This window comes from Nesterenkonia suensis, from assembly GCF_054782935.1.
This window is the reverse complement of the sequence record NZ_BAAGRN010000010.1, coordinates 1-19,055: the sequence shown is the minus strand read 5'-3', so window position 1 is coordinate 19,055 and position 19,055 is coordinate 1. Positions and strand designations below refer to the sequence as shown.

Sequence of the window (19,055 nt, the reverse complement as noted above, 5' to 3'; positions counted from 1 at the left end):
GATATATTGAGCACCGCCGCCCACCCACCCCGACGTCGAGGAGCGCAGTGCCCCCCAAGGCCGCAGCAGGCAAGAAGCTGGTGATCGTCGAGTCACCGGCCAAGAGCAGGTCGATCGCCAAGTACCTGGGCGACGATTTCATCGTGGACGCCTCCGCCGGTCACATCCGTGATCTTCCACAGCCCTCGGACCTCCCCGCGGAGATGAAGAAGGGCCCGTTCGGCAAGTTCGCGGTCAATCCTGAGGGCGGCTTCGAGCCGTACTACGTGATCTCCGAGTCGAAGAAGAAGAAGGTCACCGAGCTCAAGCGCGCGCTCAAAGAGGCCAGCGAGCTCTATCTCGCCACTGACGCCGACCGCGAAGGGGAGGCCATCGCCTGGCATCTGCTCGAGGTCCTCAAGCCGAAGGTCCCGGTGTATCGGATGACGTTCACCGAGATCACGCGCGAAGGGATCACTCGAGCGCTGGACAACGTCCGCCAGATCGATGAGGATCTGGTCGATGCGCAGGAGACCCGGCGCATCCTGGACCGCCTCTACGGCTACGAGATCTCTCCGGTGCTGTGGCGCAAAGTCGGCCGCGGACTCTCCGCGGGCCGCGTGCAGTCGGTGGCCACCCGCCTGGTGGTCGAGCGGGAGCGGGAGCGCATGGCATTCATCCCGGCCTCGTACTGGGATCTGTCCGGCACCTTCACCACTGAGGCCGAGGAATCCTTCTCCGCGAAGCTGCATGCCGTCGACGGTGCCCGTGTCGCCTCCGGATCTGACTTCGACGACCGCGGTCAGCTGAAGTCCACGCGCTCGAAGTCCGAGGTCACGGTGCTGGATCGGCAGGCCGCGGAGTCGCTGGCTGAGGGTCTGACGAACGCCCGGTTCGAGGTCGACTCCCTGGAGGAGAAGCCCTACAGCCGCCGCCCATCGCCGGCGTTCACCACCTCCACGCTGCAGCAGGAGGCCTCTCGGCGCCTGCGGTTCTCCTCCCGCGTGACCATGCAGGTCGCCCAGCGGCTGTATGAGAACGGCTACATCACCTATATGCGTACTGACTCGGTGACGCTGTCGTCCGAGGCGATCACTGCGGCGCGCCGACAGGCCGCCGAGCTCTACGGTCCGGAGTCTGTCCCGGAGAAGCCGCGCCACTACGCGAAGAAGAACGACTCCGCCCAGGAGGCCCACGAGGCCATCCGCCCGGCCGGGGACCACTTCCGCACTCCCGGGCAGGTCGCCGGGGAGCTGTCGAAGGAGGAGTTCCGGCTCTATGAGCTCATCTGGAAACGCACCATCGCCTCCCAGATGGCCGATGCGAAGGGCTTCACCGCCTCGGTCCGGCTCACCGGCCAGGCCTCCGACGGTCGGCGCGCCACGTTCGGTGCCTCCGGAACCGTCATCACCTTCCCCGGCTTCCTGGCCGCCTATGAGGAGGTCAAGGAGAAGACCGCCGCCGAGGGCGATGAGACAGGGGAGAAGGACGACGCCGGCTCCTCCGGTTCCGCGGACAAGCGCCTGCCCAAGCTGGAGCAGGGCGAGACCATCACCGGTGAGGACGTCCGGGCCAAGGGGCATGAGACGACGCCTCCGGCCCGCTACACCGAGGCCAGCATCGTCGCGGAGCTGGAGAAGCGGGAGATCGGCCGGCCCTCCACCTACGCGCCGACGATCTCGACGATCATGGACCGTGGCTATGTGACCAAGCGCGGGTCCGCTCTGGTGCCCTCCTGGACGGCGTTCTCGGTGATCCGCCTGCTGGAGGAGCACTTCGGCCGGTACGTGGACTATGACTTCACCGCCCGCATGGAGGACGACCTCGACCAGATCGCCCGCGGGGAGATCGAGCGTGAGGCGTGGCTGCAGGGCTTCTACTTCGGTGCGGACAGCGGAGCCGAGGGGCTGCGCGACGTGGTCGACAATCTGGGGGAGATCGACGCCCGGGCGATCAACTCCATGGCGATCGCCGAGGGCGTCACTCTGCGGGTGGGCCGCTATGGGCCTTACCTGGAGCGCCCGGATCCCGAGGGGGGCGAGGACGCTGCTCCGTTGCGGGCGAACATCCCGGAGGAGCTGGCTCCGGACGAGTTGACCGCCGAGCGTGCTGAGGAGCTCTTCGAACAGGCTCAGCACTCCGGGCGTGTGCTCGGACGTGATCCTGAGACGGGCCGGGAGATCGTCGCCAAGGACGGGCGCTACGGCCCCTATGTCACCGAGGTCATCGAGGAGATGACCGAGGAGCAGATCCAGGCGTACATGGACGCCCAGCCGACCGAGTACTACAAGAACGGCAAGCCGAAGCCGAAGAAGAAGCCGAAGAAGGAGAAACCGCGCACCGGCTCGCTGCTGAAGAGCATGTCGCTGGAGACGGTGACCCTCGAGGAGGCGCTGCAGCTGCTGTCGCTGCCGCGGGCGGTCGGCGTCGACACTGACGGTGAAGAGATCACGGCCCAGAACGGCCGCTTCGGTCCCTATCTGAAGAAGGGCACGGACTCGCGGTCCCTGGAGTCGGAGGAGCAGCTGTTCACCATCACGCTTCAGGAGGCTCAGGCGATCTATGCCCAGCCCAAGCAGCGTGGACGTCGGCAGGCGGCCAAGCCGCTGGCCGAGTTCGGTCAGGACCCGACCTCGGAGAAGCCGGTGGTGGTCAAGGACGGGCGATTCGGCCCCTATGTCACCGACGGCGAGACGAACGTCACGGTGCCGCGCGGCACCTCGGTGGAGTCGCTGACCAAAGACCGGGCCTTCGAACTTCTGGCGGAGAAGCGCGCCAAGGCCCCGGCGACGAAGAGCTCGACGAAGAAGAGCTCGACGAAGAAGAGCACGACGAAGAAGAGCACGGCCAAGAAGGCTCCCGCGAAGAAGGCGACCGCCGCCGGGTCGGGGAAGTAGGGGAGCCATGCGACTGGGCGTGCTCGACATCGGTTCCAACACCGTCCACCTGCTCCTGGTGGACGCCCACATCGGTGCCAAGCCGGAAGCCTTCGCCTCGCATAAGCGCCCGCTCTCGCTGGTCCAGCACCTGGACCCCGCAGGCGCGATCACGCGCCGGGGCCAGGATGAGCTGATCGGGTTCATCGACGAGGCTGCTCGTTTCGCGGCCCGGCACCGGGCGGCGGACCTGCTCTCCTTCTGCACCTCGGCGATCCGCGAGGCCAGCAACGGGGACGAGGTCCTGGCGCGCGTGGCGGCGGAGACCGACGTCGAGCTCATGGAGCTCTCGGGTGCCCAGGAGTCGGCGATGACCTTCCTGGCGGCCCGCCGGTGGCGCGGATGGAGCGCCGGGCATATCTTGAACTTCGACATCGGTGGCGGGTCCTTCGAGATCGCCTATGGACAGGACGAGCTGCCCACCTCGGCGATGTCCGTCCCGCTGGGGGCGGGGCGGCTGACGCGGGACTGGCTGCCCTCGGATCCACCTTCCAAGGACCAGATCAAGGCCCTGAAGACCTATGTGCGCGAAGAGGTCGAGGCGGCTCGTCTGGAGTTCCCCACCCTGGACGCCCACACCGAGGTCCTGGCGACGTCCAAGACCTTCCGGTCACTGGCTCGGATGACCGGTGCCGCTCCGTCGGCGGCGGGCCCCTATGTGCGGCGGACGCTGGTGCACAAGGATCTCAAGGCTGTGGTGAAGCGCCTGGGTCAGATGAGCACGGCTGAACGTGCCGAGCTCCCCGGAGTCTCCACGGTCCGGGCGCGTCAGGTCTTCGCCGGCGCCATGGTGGCGGAGACGGCGATGCGGGCCTTCGGCATCGAGCAGCTGCAGATCTGTCCGTGGGCGCTGCGTGAGGGGCTCATCCTGCGCCGCCTGGACGCCTTGGTGCGGGAGAACGCCGTGGAGGTCTCCCATGCCCCCGGCGTCGGACACGTGGACCTGGCCCGAGAGCTGAACCGCCCGACGCGTGATGACGTGGCGGCCTCGAGAGCGGCGGTGGAGCATGCCCGGCGCTGAGATTCCGGTCCCCGTCGCCCTGTCGACCTCCTCGATCTACCCGCTGGGGGTGGCCGAGGGGTTCTCCATGGCGGATGATCTCGGCTACGACGCGATGGAGGTGATGGTCACCCACCGCACCGAGACCCAGCAGGCGGCAGTCCTGAACGACCTCACCCAGCGGTTCGGGCTTCCGGTGACCGCGATCCACGCACCGACGTTGCTGCTGACCCAGCAGGTCTGGGGCTCGGCCTGGGAGAAGCTGCGGCGCAGCGCCCGGCTCGCGGCGGCCGTCGGATGTGACACGGTAGTGGCCCACCCGCCCTTCCGTTGGCAGGTCGGCTATGCAGAGGGCTTCGCGGAGGGCATCTCGAAGCTCGAGCAGGACACCGGTGTCCGTATCGCCGTGGAGAACATGTACCCCTGGCGGGCCGGTGGACGGACCGCAGCCATGTACCTGCCGCACTGGGACCCGGTGGATCAGCCGTATCCTCACGTGACCTGGGACTTCTCCCATGCGGCCACGGCGGAGGCCGATTCGCTGGAGTCATGCCGGAGGCTGGGCGGCCGGTTGAAGCACGTCCACCTCACCGACGGCTGGTCCAACGGATTCAAGGATGACCACCTCATCCCCGGCCACGGGGAGCAGCCCGTGGCCGAGACGTTGGAGCTCATCGCCTCCCCGCGTTTCGCCGACGGCGACGGTTTCCGGGGCGTGGTCGCCGTCGAGGTGGCCACTCGCGGCGCCAAGCAGGTGGGCGAGAAGGAGCGGTGGCTGGCAGAATCTCTGGAGTTCGCCCGACGCCACCTGGCGCGCGGCGCGGCCTCGGCCGAGGACGCCGGGGCCGATGACACGGCTGACGCAGCTGACACGGAAGAGGAGACACACTGATGCGCATCGCGATGCTCGGACTGGGGTCCATGAACGGCGCCATCCTGTCCGGCTTCCTCGCCTCCGGGGTCGCGGCCGACGACGTCGTCGCCACCTCCCGCACAGCCGCCTCGGGGCAGGCTCGTGCGGCACAGCACGGGATCACCGTGCTCTCCGAGGAGGAGGACGCGGAGGCGAACCGCCGGGCGGCGGCCGAGGCCGACGTCGTCTTCCTGGGGGTCAAGCCGCATGGGATCGTGGCCCTCTGTGAGGAGATTCGGGAGGTGCTGAAGCCCGAGGCCGTGGTGGTCTCGGTGGCCGCCGCGGTGGACCTGCAGATGATGCAGAGTGCGCTGCGGGACGGACAGCCGGTCATCCGTTCCATGCCCAACACCCCGCTGTCGGTGGGGCTGGGTGTCGTGGGGCTGGTGCCGGGCGCCCATGTGAGTCAGGAACAGACCGACCGTGTCGCCGGTCTGCTGGAGTCCTGCGGAGCCGTCCACGTCATCGAGGAGGGCCAGATCGATGCGCTGACGGGGATCTCCGGGTCGGGGCCCGCCTACGCCTTCTACCTGGCCGAGCACATGGCCGCCGCCGGTGTGGAGCTCGGTCTGGATCCGGACCTGGCCGCGGACCTGGCCGCCCACACGGTCCATGGCGCCGGCAGAATGCTGGTGGAGAACCACGCCACCGGGGAGGCCGATGCGGCGGCGCTGCGTCGGGCCGTCTGCTCACCGAACGGCACCACCGAACGGGCCATCCGCCAGCTGGACGAGCACGGGGTCTCCCGGGCCGTGGTCGCGGCGGTCGCCGCGAGTGCGCATCGTTCTGCCGAGATGACGGCGGCGCTGCGCGAACAGGTCTAAGCTTTCATCCATGGTGAGGGACGTACCGCCGCAGGTCGGAAGGCGCCTGCGGCCCAGTCTGCTGGGCTGGATCAAGAGCATCGCGGGGGCATCGCCGGCACGTGCGGCGCTGCTCATCTTCGCCTTCGCGATCGCGGTCTTCTCCTCGCTGCTGATGATGCCGTGGGCCACGGCGAGCGGCCGTCCGGCCTCTTTGCCGGATGCAGTGTTCGTGGCCACCTCGGCGGTCTCGGTGACCGGCCTGACCCCTGTCAACACGGCGGATCACTGGTCCCTGGCCGGGCAGATCATCATCATCGTGGCCATCCAGCTCGGTGGGCTGGGCATCCTCACAGTGGCCTCCGTGCTCGCCGCCAGCGTCTCCCGGAGTCTGGGCGTGCGCACCAAGCGGCTGGCTCAGGAGGGGTGGAAGACGGAGCAGCTCGGCGAGGTGGCCAGCCTGATCCGCATCGTCATCATCCTCTCTCTGGCGATCGAGGCGGCTCTGGCGGCCGTGCTGGTGCCTCGGTTGATCGCCATCGAGGGGGATGTCATCACCGGTTTCTGGCACGGGATCTTCTATGCGATCTCGGCGTTCAACAACGCGGGGTTCGTCATCCATTCCGAGGGGCTCGCCGCCGTCGACTATGACCCCATCGTGGTGTGGGCGATCATGATCGGGGTGATTCTGGGCAGTCTGGGCTTCCCGGTGCTGTACGTGCTGTGGCGGTTCCGCTGGCACTATCGCAGCTGGAACCTGCACGCCAAGCTCACCGTGGAGGTGACCACCCTGTTGATGGTCGCCGGTGCGGCGATCTACGCCTTCATGGAGTGGAACAACAGCGCTACCATCGGGGAGATGCCGATCTGGGAGAAGCTCCAGAGCGCCCTGTTCGCCTCGGTGAACATGCGCTCGGGAGGGTTCTCCGTGGTCGAGTCCAATCAGGAGAACTCGACGACCATGCTCATCTCGGACGCGCTGATGTTCGCCGGAGGCGGCTCGGTCTCCACGGCCGGGGGGATCAAGGTCACCACCATTGCGGTGATCTGGCTGGCGTTCCTGGCCGAGGCCCGGGGGCACAAGGAGTCGGTCGCCCATGGGCGGACCATCCCGTCGTCCGCGGTCCGCGTGGCGGTCTCCGTCGTGGCGATGGGTGCGACACTGGTGCTCATCTCCACTCTGGCACTGATGCACATCGCCGGCCAGGACATGGAACGGCCGTTGTACGAGTCGATCTCCGCCTTCGCCACGGTGGGGCTGACCTCGGGGCTGACGGCGGAGCTTCCTCCGTCGGGGCTGTATGTGCTGGCCGCTTTGATGTTCGCTGGACGTGTGGGCATCATTACGTTCGCAGCTGCGCTGGCGCTTCGCCATCGCAGCACTCGCTACCGCTATCCGGAGGGGAGGCCGATCCTTGGGTGATCGCCGCCAACAACGCAACAGGCCGGTCCTGGTCGTCGGACTGGGACGGTTCGGGATCGCGCTGGCCGAGCAGCTGATGGCCCAGGGTAAGGAGGTGCTCGCCGTCGAGCGGCACCGAGGCCTGGTCCAGAAGTACTCGGACACGCTCACCCATGTGCTCGAGGCTGACGCCACGGACATTGAGGCGCTGCGCCAGATCGGCGCCGATGAGTTCGACTCGGCGGTGGTCGGGGTCGGGACCTCCATCGAGTCCTCCGTGCTGATCGCCGTGAACCTGGTGGACCTGGGCGTCAAGCATGTCTGGGCGAAGGCCATCAACCCCACCCACGGCAAGATCCTGAAGCGGATCGGCTGCCATCACGTGATCTATCCCGAGCACGACGCCGGTGTGCGTGCCGCGCACCTGGTCTCCGGCCAGATGATGGACTTCATCAAGTTCGACGACGATTTCGCCATCGTCAAGATGCGGCCTCCGAAGGACCTGCAGGGCAAGACGATCGACCAGTGCCAGCCGCGGCGTCGGCACGGGGTCAACGTGGTCGGGGTGAAGTCCCCCGGCAAGGAGTTCGTCTACGCCCAGCCGGACACCCTGGTCTCGCCGGGGGACACCATCATCGTCTCCGGGGATGTGACGAAGCTGGAGCACTTCGCCGAGAGCGCCTGAGGGCGACACAACGTCGTTCCGGATCGCCGGGCGGGGTGGGCCTGGCGTAGGCTCGCCGTGTGACGTCGACCTCGTTCCGTGCCTCTGTGCCCACCGTCGTGGTCTGGTCTCCGTCGCTGACGGAGTACCGGTTCGGCGACGACCACCCGATGGACCCGGTCCGGCTGGAGCTGACGCATCGGCTCTGTCAGGAGTTCGGGATCTTCGAGGACCCGCTGGTGCAGACGATTGCACCGGGCATCGCCGCGGACGACGCTCTGCTGAGCGTGCACGACCCCGACTACCTGGCCGCGGTCCGGCGTGCCGCCTCCGAGGGGGCGGGTTCGGCCGCGCACGGCCTGGGCACCGAGGACACCCCGGTGTTCCCCGCGCTCCATGAGAGTGCCGCGCGGATCGCCCAGGGGAGCCTGGAGTGTGCGGAGGCGATCCTGGCGGGGGAGGTGGCCCATGCGGTGAACTTCGCCGGAGGGCTGCACCATGCCGCTCGGGCCGGGGCCGGAGGCTTCTGCGTCTACAACGATGCCGCCGTCGCGATCCAGCGGCTGCTCGACGGCGGGCTGTCTCGGGTGGTGTATGTGGACGTCGACGCCCACCACGGGGACGGCACGCAGGAGATCTTCTACGACGATCCCCGGGTGATGACGATCTCGCTGCACCAGACCGGCGTCTCGCTGTACCCGGGCACCGGGTTCCCCGATGAGACCGGCGGCCGGTCATCCGGCGGAGCCAGCGCGGAGGGCACGGTGGTCAATGTGGCGCTGCCTCCGGGTGTGGGCGACGCGGGCTGGCTGCGCGCGTTCCACGCAGTGGTGCCGCCCCTGGTGCGGGCCTTCGCGCCGGAGGCGATGGTCTCCCAGCATGGCTGTGACACCCACTGGGAGGATCCCCTGACGGATCTGCGGCTCAGCATCGACGGTCAGCGACAGCTGGCCCTGGACGTCGCGCAGCTGGCCGAAGAGCACTGCGAGGACCGGTGGATCGCCACCGGAGGGGGCGGGTACGCGGTGCATCGGGTGGTGCCGCGCAGCTGGGCGCACCTGACGGCTGTCGCGGCGGGTGATCCGCTGCCGCTGCGCACCCGGGTCCCGGAGGCGTGGCGGGAGCACCTCCGGCGCACCTGCGGGGTGGAGGCGCCGGAGCGGATGAACGACGACGCCGAGCTGTGGTGGCGGTCCTGGGAGCTGGGTTTCGACCCCTCTGATGCGGTGGACCGGGCGGTCATGCAGACGCGCCGGGAGCTCTTCCCGCTCCACGGCCTGGACCCCTGGTTCGACTGATGGCCCGGGGTGCGCGGCGGCAGGTGGTCTGAGCCGCTCGGCTGTGGATATACTCGTCTGTGGAGCTCGATGACTGGATCGGGCCCGTGACGGCGAGGAGGTGGAACCCCATGGATGACAGTTGCTCTTCTCGCGACGTCGTCGCTGTCGGTGCCCGCCTCGCTGACGTCTGCGCTCTCTGACAGCGCCGACGAGGCGTCCTTCGACGTCCTGACACTCCGTCTGCCCGCCGCGGACTCTGGCACCCGCGTCCTGAGGAATCATCGGGCGGCCCCTCGCAGGGGTCGCCTGGCCGACGTGCGCCCCCGGGCAGCACCGTCGTCTCCGCCGGTCGCCTGCATCCCGTGTGACTCCGGCCCTGTCCCTGTGCCGCGCCGTCGCAGCCACATGATGGCCGAAAGCCCGTCAGAAGGAACCCTCCCATGCATGTGAACACTGACCTGAAGACCATGATCGACGCCGGCGACATGATCGCGCTGCGCTCCTGGTTGCAGAGCGCCTCCTCCGTCGAGGTGGCTGATGAGCTGGCCCGCCTCGACCCCGGCGACCGCGCTGTCGCCTTCCGCCTGCTGGGCAAGGACGAGGCCGCCGTCGTCTTCGAGATCCTGCCCGCGGAGCATCAGCGCACGTTGCTGGAGAGCCTGCGCGAGGATCGTGTCCGCGAGCTGGTCGAGGAGATGTCGGCCGACGACCGGGCGCGGCTGCTCGACGAGATGCCGGCCAAAGTCGCCGCCCGACTCCAGCAGGGCCTTTCGCGTCAGGAGCGTGAGGCGACCTCGGTGCTGCTGGGGTACCCGGCCGACTCCGCCGGGCGCGCCATGGTCCCGGTCTCGAAGACCTTCACCGCCGATGCCACGCGGGAGGAGGTCCTGGCGAGCCTCTCCGGTCAGGCTGACCGGACGGGACGCCTCTCCGTGCTGCCGGTGACGGACCCTTCGCGGCACCTGCTCGGGGTCACCGGGCTGACCGAGGTGGTCACCAGCCCTGAGGGGACGACGCTCGGCGAACTGCTGGCGCCGGACACCTATTCGGTGACGGCCGACGTCGCGCAGGAGGAGGCCGCGCGGCTGATCCAGGAGGCGGACCTGTTGGCGCTTCCGGTCCTGGACAGCGAGGGGCGGGTCCTGGGCGTCATCACCGTCGACGACGCCATGGAGATCATGGAGTCCGAGGTCACTGAGGATGTCTACCGCTCCGGTGGTGCCGAGCCGATCAAGGTCCCCTACCTGGCGGCCACGGTGTTCCGGTTGGCCAGAACGCGGGCGATCTGGCTGCTGTCGCTGATCGTCGCGGCGATCCTGACGGTCAACGTCCTGGAGTTCTTCGAGGACACGCTGGAGTCGATGGTGGTGCTGGCCCTGTTCATCCCGCTGTTGATCGACACCGGGGGGAACGCGGGTTCACAGGCGGCCAGTGCCGTGATCCGCGCGCTGGCGCTCGATGAGGTCCGGCTGCGCGATCTGCCGCGGGTGGTCTGGCGCGAAGCGCGGGTCGGGCTGCTGCTGGGTCTGCTCCTGGCGGCCGTCGGACTTCCGGTGGCCGCCGTGTTCTATGGCCTCGACATCGGACTCATCATTTCCCTGACGCTGCTGGTGATCTGCACCTGGGCCTGCTTCGTCGGTGGGGCGCTGCCGCTGATCGCCCAGCGGCTGCGGATCGATCCCGCGGTGTTCTCTGCCCCGGTGGTCACCACTCTGGTGGACGCGACCGGTCTGGTCATCTACTTCCTCATCGCCTCGGTGGTGCTCTCCGGTGAGCTGAACGCTCTCGGCGTGGTGATGGGCGGGTGAGTCGGATCAGCCGGGAGTGACCCGTGTGAAGCGGGGGTGACCGCCGTGTGGTGGCTGGTGATCCCGCATGAGCACGTCGAGTGGCAGCGCCGAGGGCCGCCGCGGAGGGCTCCGGAGGGGGACCGCCTTCCGATTCCAGCCCTGGGCCTCGGAACCGCTACACTGTTCCGAGACCTTTCGACTATTCACCGACAGACAAGGATCTGCACCCAATGGGCTCAGTGATCAAGAAGCGCCGCAAGCGTATGGCGAAGAAGAAACACCGCAAGCGTCTGCGCAAGACTCGCCACCAGCGGCGCAACAAGAAGTGAGCTCCGCTGAGCTGACAGGGACCCCGGGAGCGGCTTCGCTCCCGGGGTCCGGTCGTCTCTGGGGCCGGGCGAGAGACCGGCCCTTCCCGTACCCGTCCGGCCGCGGATGTTCGCGGCGCCCTCGTCCGTCGCAGCAGGAGGTCCACCATGGGTCACAGCAGTTCCCCGAGCTCTCCGATTTCTCCGACGCCGCACCCTGAGCGAGACGTGCTCGTCGAGGTGCTCACCAAGCAGGGGTGTCACCTCTGCGGGGAGGCGCTGCGTGTCACCGCTGCGGTCTGTGCGGAGTTCGGGATCTCCGCGGTCGAGGTGGATCTCACGGATGATCCTGAGACGCTGGCACAGTTCGCCGAGGAGATTCCGGTGTTGCGGATCGACGGACAGGTGCGGGACTTCTGGCGCGTCGACCCGATGCGCCTGCGGCGCCTGCTGCGTGAGGCCGGGAGCGCCTGAGCTTCCCGAAGCGAGGAGAGCAGAGACGAGGAGGGCCCAGCCGGTCGCCGGCTGGGCCCTCCTCGTCTCTGCCGCCTCCCGGGGCGGGATCTCCCCCGGGGTCTCTCCCGGTGAGGATCAGTGGCCATCGTCGGCGTCGTGGTGCGCCGCGCCGCTGCCCCAGGTGTCGGGGCCGTGCTCGAGATGGTCCACCATGGACTCGTCGTAGCCGTTGGGGAGCAGGGCGCGGTACTCGGGCAGCACACCGTCGAGCACCGAGGCGGCGATCTCCAGGCTCTCACCATCGGCACTGATGGTGATCTCGTGCATGTCGCCCGGGGCGCCGCCGAAGCCTTCGACGATGAACTCCTCGTCATGCTCCAGCGAGACGGCCTCACCGGCGGGGACCGTGAAGGAATGGCTCTGACCGTCGACGTCGAGCGCGATCTCGACGTCCGCGGTGCCGCCGTTGTTCACCGTGCCGATGGCACGGGCCGGGGCGCCCTCTTCGGCGCCCACGAAGGCGATGTGGCGGAACTTCACGTCGTCGATGTCGGCGCGCACGCCGTCGGAGCCGGAGTACTGGTGCGTGGTCGCCTGATAGTTGATGGCGCTGCAGCCGGTGATGCCGATGACGGCCAGGGCCGCCATGGAGGTCGCGGCCGCACGGCGGACCTGGGAGGGGGCGAGCTTCACGTCGAGAGTCTCCTCACGATGTCGGTGCGACGATGATCGACTCCAGACTACGTCATCTCGGGCCGTGGTCAGGAGTCGTCACGCCACAGGGGTGACCGCGCGGGAAAGGGCGGCCGACCCCGGGGCGGGGTTGACCTGGCCCGACGTCGACGGCGACCTCGGGCCCGCGCGGAGGCGGGGTCAGCGGCGATTCTACATGGCGTCGAAGAACTGCGGCCGCACACCTTATGCCGTGTGACGACGGGGGTGCGATGCGACACGCTGTCCCGGGTGTGATCCGTGATAAACTTGTCCGCGGGAAAGGGGAACAATTACATGATTTTTGAGGTCGGCGAGACAGTTGTATACCCGCACCACGGCGCGGCGACCATCGAGGAAGTCAAGATGCGCACGGTCCGGGGCGAGGAGAAGATGTATCTCAAGCTTCGCGTCTCCCAGGGTGACCTGACCATCGAGGTTCCGGCGGAGAACGTCGACCTGGTGGGTGTGCGCGATGTGGTCGGCAAGGAAGGCCTGGAGCACGTCTTCGACGTCCTGCGTGCCGAGTACACCGAGGAGCCGACGAACTGGTCGCGTCGGTACAAGGCCAACCTGGAGAAGCTGGCCTCCGGCGACGTGAACAAGGTGGCCGAGGTCGTCCGCGACCTCTGGCGTCGAGAGAACGATCGGGGCCTCTCCGCCGGGGAGAAGCGGATGCTGGCCAAGGCTCGGCAGATTCTGGTCTCGGAGCTCGCGCTGGCCAAGAAGCTTGAGGAGGATGCGGCGGAGAAGCTGCTGGACTCGGTGCTGGACGAAGCCCCGAAGTCGCAGACCGCGGGCGACGCCCAGAAGAACTGACACTGAAGCCCCGGACATACAGCGAGGCACATAACAGGTGGATCATCAGGTGAGGCCCCAGGCCGCACCGGCTGAGACGAAGCGCCCGGATGCTGCACAGCACCGGGCGCTCGTCATTGTCGCGGCCGGCAGCGGCGAACGGCTGGGTCGAGGCATCCCGAAGGCGCTGGTGGATCTCGGCGGCCGTCCGCTGCTGGCCCACGCGTTGGAGTCCTTGGGTCCTCAGGGAGCTCCGCCCCTGGGGCTGGACCTCGTGGTGCTGGTGCTCCCGCATCAGCCGGAAGCCCGACGTCGGCTCGCCGCGTGCGGGTCCGCCCATGCCCAGCAGTCGGGGGTGGAGGTCGTGGTCTGTGACGGGGGAAGCTCCCGTTCGGCGTCGGTGGGACGGGGAGTGGAGACTGTCACCGCGCAGGCCCGTCGGTACGGCTGGGACCCGCAGGCGGTCACCGTGCTGGTCCACGATGCCGCCCGTCCGCTGACCCCCGGTGGAGTCGCCCACCGCGTGGCCGAGCAGGTCGAGGCCGGCGCCGAGGCTGTCGTGCCGGCTGTCCCGGTCACCGACACGATCAAGCGTGTCCGTCCGGGGAAGGAGTCGGGCTGGGAGTTCGAGAACGGAGCCTCGGCGCCGGAGCTGGTGCGGCAGACCCTCCCGCGTACGGAGCTGCGCGCGGTCCAGACCCCGCAGGGATTCACCCTGGACTTCCTGCAACGTGCCGTGGCGCATCTGCACGGCATCGCCGTTGAGGAGGCGGAGGCGCTGACCGATGAGGCGATGATCGCTGAAGCCCTGGGGGTCGACGTCGCCGTGGTGGCCGGGGATCCCCGGGCGTTGAAGATCACCACCCCGGCCGACCTGCTGACCGCAGAGGCCATGCTGGCAGAGACTGTGGAGGGAGCGCCGCCGAGGTCCGGTGCGGCCCCCGCCCCGGCCTCCGCCCCGACGCTCCCTGTGGTGGTGGCGCCGCGTGTGGGCATCGGGCATGACATCCATGCGGTGGCCCCGGCCTCCGAGCCCCGAGCGCTGTGGCTGGCGGGCCTCCACTGGCCGGGGGAGCAGGGACTCACCGGACATTCCGACGGCGACGCAGTGGCGCATGCGGCCTGTGATGCGCTGTTCAGCGCGGCCGGGATCGGGGACCTCGGAGCGCATTTCGGGGCGGACACCTTGGGCACGGACCGTGCGGAGATGCAGGGGGCCTCCGGGGCGCGGCTGGTGAGCGAGGCGGCGCACATCGTCCGACAGGCCGGGTTCGAGATCGGCAGCATCTCGGTGCAGTTCGTGGCGAAGAGGCCCAAGTTCGGGCCGCGACGTGAGGAGGCCGAACGTATCCTGACCCAGGCGGCGGGGGCCCCGGTGGCGCTGAGCGCGACCACCTCGGACGGACTGGGCTTCACCGGCCGTGGGGAGGGAGTGCTGGCCACGGCCACAGCAGTGCTGATCCCCCGGGCAGAGGGGGCGCAGCCGTCGTCCGGGCCGGTCAGATAGGCTTTCCCCGTGGCACTGCGACTCTACGACACCAAGACGGCGACCGTCCGCGACTTCGAGTCCCTGGAACCGGGGCGCGTCTCGCTGTACTACTGCGGCGCCACGGTGCAGGGGCGTCCGCATGTGGGGCATGTTCGCTCCGCGGTGGCGTTCGACATCCTGGTCCGTTGGCTCGAGCACAGCGGCTACGACGTCCTGTCGGTCCGCAACGTCACCGACATCGACGACAAGATCCTGGAGAAGTCGGCCGCCTCCTACGCCGCGGATTTCGCCCCGGATCAGGACTACCCGGCCGAGGAGCCGTGGTTCGCCCTGGCCTATCGCTTCGAGCAGGCCTTCCATGAGGCCTATGACGCCCTGGGCGTGCGACGACCGCGGTACGAGCCGCGCGCCACGGGACACATGACGGAGATGTTCACGCTCATCCAGCGGCTGATCGACGCCGACCACGCCTACCCGGCCAACGACGGGTCGGGGGACGTCTATTTCGATGTCCGCTCCTGGCCCGCCTACGGGGAGCTGACCCGCCAGCGGGTCGACGACATGCAGGACGCCCCCGACGCCGATCCGCGGGGGAAGAGGGATCCCCGGGACTTCGCCCTGTGGAAGGGCCACAAGGACGGCGAGCCTGAGTCCGCCTCATGGGACTCGCCCTGGGGCCGGGGTCGACCGGGGTGGCATCTGGAGTGCTCCGCGATGTCCACCAAGTACCTGGGCACCACCTTCGACATCCACGGCGGCGGCCTGGATCTGCGCTTCCCGCACCATGAGAACGAGCTGGCCCAGTCGGCCGCGGCCGGCGACGGCTTCGCCCGCTACTGGCTGCACAACGGCATGGTCACCTACGAGGGCGAGAAGATGTCCAAGTCGGTGGGCAATACGATCTCTCCGGAGGAGATGCTGGCGTCGGCCCGTCCGGTGGCGGTGCGGTATTTTCTGGGGCAGGCGCAGTACCGCTCCCAGCTGGACTACCGGCCGAGTTCCCTGGCTGAGGCCGAGGCCGCCGTCGACCGCATCGAGACGTTCCTCGCCCGAGCAGGCGAGGATGAGGAGATCGCCCCCGGCGGTGCCGTGCCCGAGGGGTTTGCCGCGGCGATGGACGACGACCTCAACGTGCCTGCGGCTCTGGCTGTGCTGCATGACACGGTCAGGGCCGGGAACACCGCCCGGGATGCAGGAGACCGTGGCACAGCCGTCGCCCGTGCCCGGGAGGTGGCGACGATGGCCTCGGTGCTCGGTCTGCTGGACGTGCCCGAACCGCAGGCCGCTGCTGGAGGGGTCTCGCATGCGGCGCTGAGCTCTCTGGTGGAGGGACTGCTCACCGAGCGGGCTGCGGCGAAGCAGCAGAAGGACTATGCGCGCGCGGACGCTATCCGTGATCAGCTGACCGCCGTCGGCGTGCAGATCGAGGACTCCCGCGACGGCGCCCGGTGGTCGCTCGCCCGCGGAACCGACAAGGAGGCCGCTCATGGCTAAGGACTCTCGACCGAAGTCCGCCGCTGTGCGGAAGAAGCAGAAGAAGGGCGCCACCGCCGGTTCCGGTGGTCAGGGGCGCCGCAAGCTGGAGGGCAAGGGGCCCACGCCCAAGGCGGAGGACCGGGTCTACCACAAGGCTCATCGGCAGAAGCTGCTGGCGGAGCGTGCCCAGGCCAAGCAGCAGGGGAGGCCTTCGCCGGGCCGCCGGGGTTCAGGGCGTGGGGCGGACGACGTCGTGGCCGGGCGCAATGCTGTGCTCGAGGCGCTCACGGAACGGGTCCCGGCCCGGGAGATGCAGGTGGCCACGGACATCGACTCCGACGGCCGGGTGCGGGAGGCTCTGGGGCATGCTGCCGAGCAGGGCGTGCGGGTCAAGGAGGTCTCTCGCCGACAGTTGGACACCACCACCGGTGATGCGGTCCATCAGGGTGTCGCGCTGGTGTTGGAGCCTTATGACTATGCCGAGCCGGTCGAGCTGACCGAGTCTCTCCTCGAGAGCGCGACGAAGGGACACATTCCCCATCAGCCGTTGCTGGTGGCCTGTGATTCGATCACCGATCCGCGCAATCTGGGTGCCATCCTGCGTGCGTCGGCGGCCTTCGACGCCGACGCCGTGCTCATCCCGGAGCGTCGCAGCGCCGGCGTCACCGCCACGGCATGGAAGACCTCGGCCGGTGCGGCGGCACGGATCCCCGTCGCCCGTGCCAAGAACCTCACCCAGGCGCTGAAGGAGGCCAAGGCGCAGGGCTACTTCGTCCTGGGGCTCGACGGCGGCGGCGAGGTCGAGCTGCCCGGCCTGGAGCTGGCTCTGGAACCGATCATCCTGGTGGTGGGCTCGGAGGGGCGCGGGCTCTCTCGTCTCGTGCGCGAGACCTGCGACCAGATCGTCTCGGTGCCGATCGCCTCCGCGACGGAGTCCCTGAACGCCTCCATGGCGGTCGGCATCTCGCTCTATGAGGTGGCGATGCGGCGCCGTCGTCAGGGCTGACTCTCCTCCGACGGCGCTCTCATCGTCCGCGGTCGCGGACGGGGCCTTGCCGATTCTCCGGGACGACTCACGACTGAGATGACGGATCAGCGGCGGAACCCGAAGGTGCTGCGGTACCGTCGAAGGTGACGCAGAGCGGCGACCGGATCAGAGGTGAAGGAGGCGCGGATGGCGCGGGTGCGCGGTGAAGAGCAGCCTGGCTTCCTGGAGGTCATGGAGAGCTGGTTGGTCCATCAGCCCTGGTTCCCGTCTCACCGCGGCCGGCGCAGTCTGACGCGCGTCGGGGGACTGCGGCTTCCCACCCCTGCCGGAGATGCCGATCCCGAGCTCTTCCTCGAACTGCACATCTTCGACGTCGACCATGTGGCCAGCCGCCAGGAGCGGCATCGGGACCGGGTTGCTGTCCCGGTGGCCGTGCGCAGCCGACCGTCGGCGCTTGCGGGAAAGAACGCCTTCATCGGTCGACTGTCCGCAGCCCACGGTGGCGAGATCTGGCTCTATGACGGGGCCCGTGACCGTGCCTTCCTCGCCGCGTGGTTGGAGATGGCACGACGCCGTCAGGGGAGTCGCAACGGGCGTTCGCGGGGGGAGGCCTTGGCCGGGTTCGATCAGTGGGGTCCCTTCACCGTGCAGCTGCGCCGGACAGCGAGTGAGTCCAAGCTGCGCCCGGTCACCCGCACTCTGGTGACCCCCGAGGGCGTGGCGGAGGGGGCCGGTCCTGATCAGCGGGTGGTGGTCGAGTTTCTGCGTCGCCCCCGTGTCGGGCGTGATGCGGAGTTGGAGACGGCCTTGGCTCTGACGAACCCTCAGGGGACCACGATCTCTCGGGTGCTGGGAGTGATCTCCTGCGCATGGGAGGACCGGTCCGAGGAAGTCCCCGATTCGACGGTCGGCGCCTGGATGACCGGTGATGTGGCGATCATCCGCGATGCCGCGGGCCAGGCCCCGGACGGCAGGGGGCTGGCGAGGAAGGCCCTGCTCGCCGGCCGCCCTTTCAAGAAGAGGGCCCGTGGTCTGGGCCGGGCCCTGGGCACCTTGCACGCCGATCTGGCCGCATCCTTCGGCGCTCATCCCCAGACCCGCGATCAGCTCCGGGAAGCGTCGGAGGCGGCACGCCGCACGCTGCAGTCGCAATGGGATCGGTCCCGTGGAGAGTTCGACGACGATGAGCTCAGCGACATGAGCGAGGTCGTCGAGCAGATGCTCGTCGAACTGCGTGAGGCCGAGGAGCCGATGAACCTGCAGCGCATCCACGGCGAGTTGGGGCTGGCCCATGCCCATCTGGCCGAGGCCGGTCAGCAGCGGTGGATATTCAACGAAGACGGGGGCATGGTCGATCACGCCCTGCCGCTCCGCGATGTGGTCTCCGTGCTGATGTCATTCGCCACCCTGGTGATGGAGACTGCCAGTGAGGCACCACAGCAGGGGAAGGCTGATGAGGCTGAGCCGACCAACTTCGGTCGGTGGTACGAAGAGGTCAGTGCCGCGTTCCTGCAGGGATATCAGCAGAGTGAGGCCGACGACGCGGTCGTCGACTCGGTGTTCTTCCGGGCCGCGATGCTCGAGGAGGCTCTCGAGCTGTTCGCCCGCTGGCAGGGACGATGGGTGTTCGCCCCCTCGATGCTCCTGCAGGCGGAGTCCTGAGGCAGCGGGTCGTCCAGGTGATGTGGCGCGCGGCGAGTGTGACCACGGATACATTCTGCAGCGGCCTCTGAGCAGGGGCTCCGATGGGCTCGGATCCCTGTCATGACAGGGATCCAGGCAGGAATTCATGCGGAGTTTACATGCGCTCGACGATGGTGCTAGAGTTTCATTCCGCGCCGGGATGAACGGCAAGGCCGAGGGGCCTGGCGCAGGCTTCGAACTCTTCGAAGACGTTCTGCCGGACCGGTCAGCTCGCACCGAGCGATTGGACAAGGGAGATCGGGTCGGGTAAGATGGAGAAGTTGCTGTCCAGAGGGCAGATCGGGACCGGGTTTGACAGCCGGAAACGAGATGTTCTAGGATAGAAAAGTTGCTTCGGAGCGATCCGGAAAACGAAAAT

Annotated in this window: 16 protein-coding genes; 15 read left to right on the top strand and 1 reads right to left on the bottom strand. The window is 68.5% G+C overall.

Annotation, left to right across the window (positions count from 1 at the left end; translation table 11 throughout):
- The first annotated feature begins 47 nt into the window (after nt 1-47).
- From topA to ACYVKI_RS11725, 10 genes are all read left to right on the top strand, one after another.
- Complete coding sequence (gene topA, locus ACYVKI_RS11770; RefSeq protein ID WP_460690551.1) at nt 48-2,876, top strand: type I DNA topoisomerase; 2,829 nt, start codon at nt 48-50, stop codon at nt 2,874-2,876.
- Nucleotides 2,877-2,883: 7 nt separating this feature from the next.
- Nucleotides 2,884-3,936, top strand: a complete 1,053-nt coding sequence (locus tag ACYVKI_RS11765; protein ID WP_460690550.1) for a Ppx/GppA family phosphatase — start codon at nt 2,884-2,886, stop codon at nt 3,934-3,936.
- On the top strand, nt 3,923-4,807 hold the full coding sequence (locus ACYVKI_RS11760) for a sugar phosphate isomerase/epimerase family protein (protein WP_460690549.1): 885 nt from the start codon (nt 3,923-3,925) through the stop codon (nt 4,805-4,807). The genes ACYVKI_RS11765 and ACYVKI_RS11760 overlap by 14 nt, the downstream gene beginning before the upstream one ends.
- Nucleotides 4,807-5,652: a pyrroline-5-carboxylate reductase gene (gene proC, locus ACYVKI_RS11755; protein ID WP_460690548.1), complete on the top strand. Its 846-nt coding sequence runs from the start codon at nt 4,807-4,809 to the stop codon at nt 5,650-5,652. Before ACYVKI_RS11760 ends, proC begins: the two co-directional genes overlap by 1 nt.
- 10 nt (nt 5,653-5,662) lie before the next feature.
- Complete coding sequence (locus ACYVKI_RS11750; RefSeq protein WP_460690547.1) at nt 5,663-7,054, top strand: TrkH family potassium uptake protein; 1,392 nt, start codon at nt 5,663-5,665, stop codon at nt 7,052-7,054.
- On the top strand, nt 7,047-7,718 hold the full coding sequence (locus ACYVKI_RS11745; RefSeq protein WP_460690546.1) for a potassium channel family protein: 672 nt from the start codon (nt 7,047-7,049) through the stop codon (nt 7,716-7,718). The genes ACYVKI_RS11750 and ACYVKI_RS11745 overlap by 8 nt, the downstream gene beginning before the upstream one ends.
- Before the next feature lie 59 nt (nt 7,719-7,777).
- Entirely contained in the window at nt 7,778-8,995 is a 1,218-nt protein-coding gene (locus tag ACYVKI_RS11740; protein ID WP_460690545.1) for an acetoin utilization protein AcuC, read from the top strand.
- Nucleotides 8,996-9,417: 422 nt separating this feature from the next.
- The gene (gene mgtE, locus ACYVKI_RS11735) at nt 9,418-10,785 is read left to right on the top strand and encodes a magnesium transporter (protein ID WP_460690544.1); all 1,368 of its coding nucleotides are present in this window, start codon (nt 9,418-9,420) and stop codon (nt 10,783-10,785) included.
- Nucleotides 10,786-10,997: 212 nt separating this feature from the next.
- Nucleotides 10,998-11,096 (top strand): 30S ribosomal protein bS22, encoded by a 99-nt coding sequence (locus ACYVKI_RS11730; RefSeq protein ID WP_081652675.1) that lies wholly within the window; start codon nt 10,998-11,000, stop codon nt 11,094-11,096.
- 147 nt (nt 11,097-11,243) lie between these two features.
- Complete coding sequence (locus tag ACYVKI_RS11725; protein ID WP_460690543.1) at nt 11,244-11,549, top strand: glutaredoxin family protein; 306 nt, start codon at nt 11,244-11,246, stop codon at nt 11,547-11,549.
- 117 nt (nt 11,550-11,666) lie between these two features.
- Here ACYVKI_RS11725 and ACYVKI_RS11720 read toward each other — a convergent pair whose 3' ends face one another.
- Nucleotides 11,667-12,224: a hypothetical protein gene (locus tag ACYVKI_RS11720; protein ID WP_460690542.1), complete on the bottom strand. Its 558-nt coding sequence runs from the start codon at nt 12,222-12,224 to the stop codon at nt 11,667-11,669.
- A gap of 315 nt (nt 12,225-12,539) precedes the next feature.
- On the opposite strand from ACYVKI_RS11720, the gene ACYVKI_RS11715 reads away from it, so the two are divergent.
- From ACYVKI_RS11715 to ACYVKI_RS11695, 5 genes are all read left to right on the top strand, one after another.
- Nucleotides 12,540-13,061 (top strand): CarD family transcriptional regulator, encoded by a 522-nt coding sequence (locus ACYVKI_RS11715; RefSeq protein ID WP_460690541.1) that lies wholly within the window; start codon nt 12,540-12,542, stop codon nt 13,059-13,061.
- A gap of 49 nt (nt 13,062-13,110) precedes the next feature.
- Nucleotides 13,111-14,547, top strand: a complete 1,437-nt coding sequence (ispF, locus tag ACYVKI_RS11710) for a 2-C-methyl-D-erythritol 2,4-cyclodiphosphate synthase (RefSeq protein WP_460690540.1) — start codon at nt 13,111-13,113, stop codon at nt 14,545-14,547.
- Between the two features lie 9 nt (nt 14,548-14,556).
- Nucleotides 14,557-16,023 carry a cysteine--tRNA ligase gene (gene cysS / locus ACYVKI_RS11705; protein ID WP_460690539.1) on the top strand — a complete coding sequence of 489 codons (1,467 nt, stop codon included), beginning with the start codon at nt 14,557-14,559 and terminating at the stop codon, nt 16,021-16,023.
- The gene (gene rlmB / locus ACYVKI_RS11700; RefSeq protein WP_460690538.1) at nt 16,016-17,011 is read left to right on the top strand and encodes a 23S rRNA (guanosine(2251)-2'-O)-methyltransferase RlmB; all 996 of its coding nucleotides are present in this window, start codon (nt 16,016-16,018) and stop codon (nt 17,009-17,011) included. Before cysS ends, rlmB begins: the two co-directional genes overlap by 8 nt.
- Before the next feature lie 168 nt (nt 17,012-17,179).
- The gene (locus ACYVKI_RS11695; protein ID WP_460690537.1) at nt 17,180-18,655 is read left to right on the top strand and encodes a maltokinase N-terminal cap-like domain-containing protein; all 1,476 of its coding nucleotides are present in this window, start codon (nt 17,180-17,182) and stop codon (nt 18,653-18,655) included.
- Nucleotides 18,656-19,055: the final 400 nt, after the last annotated feature.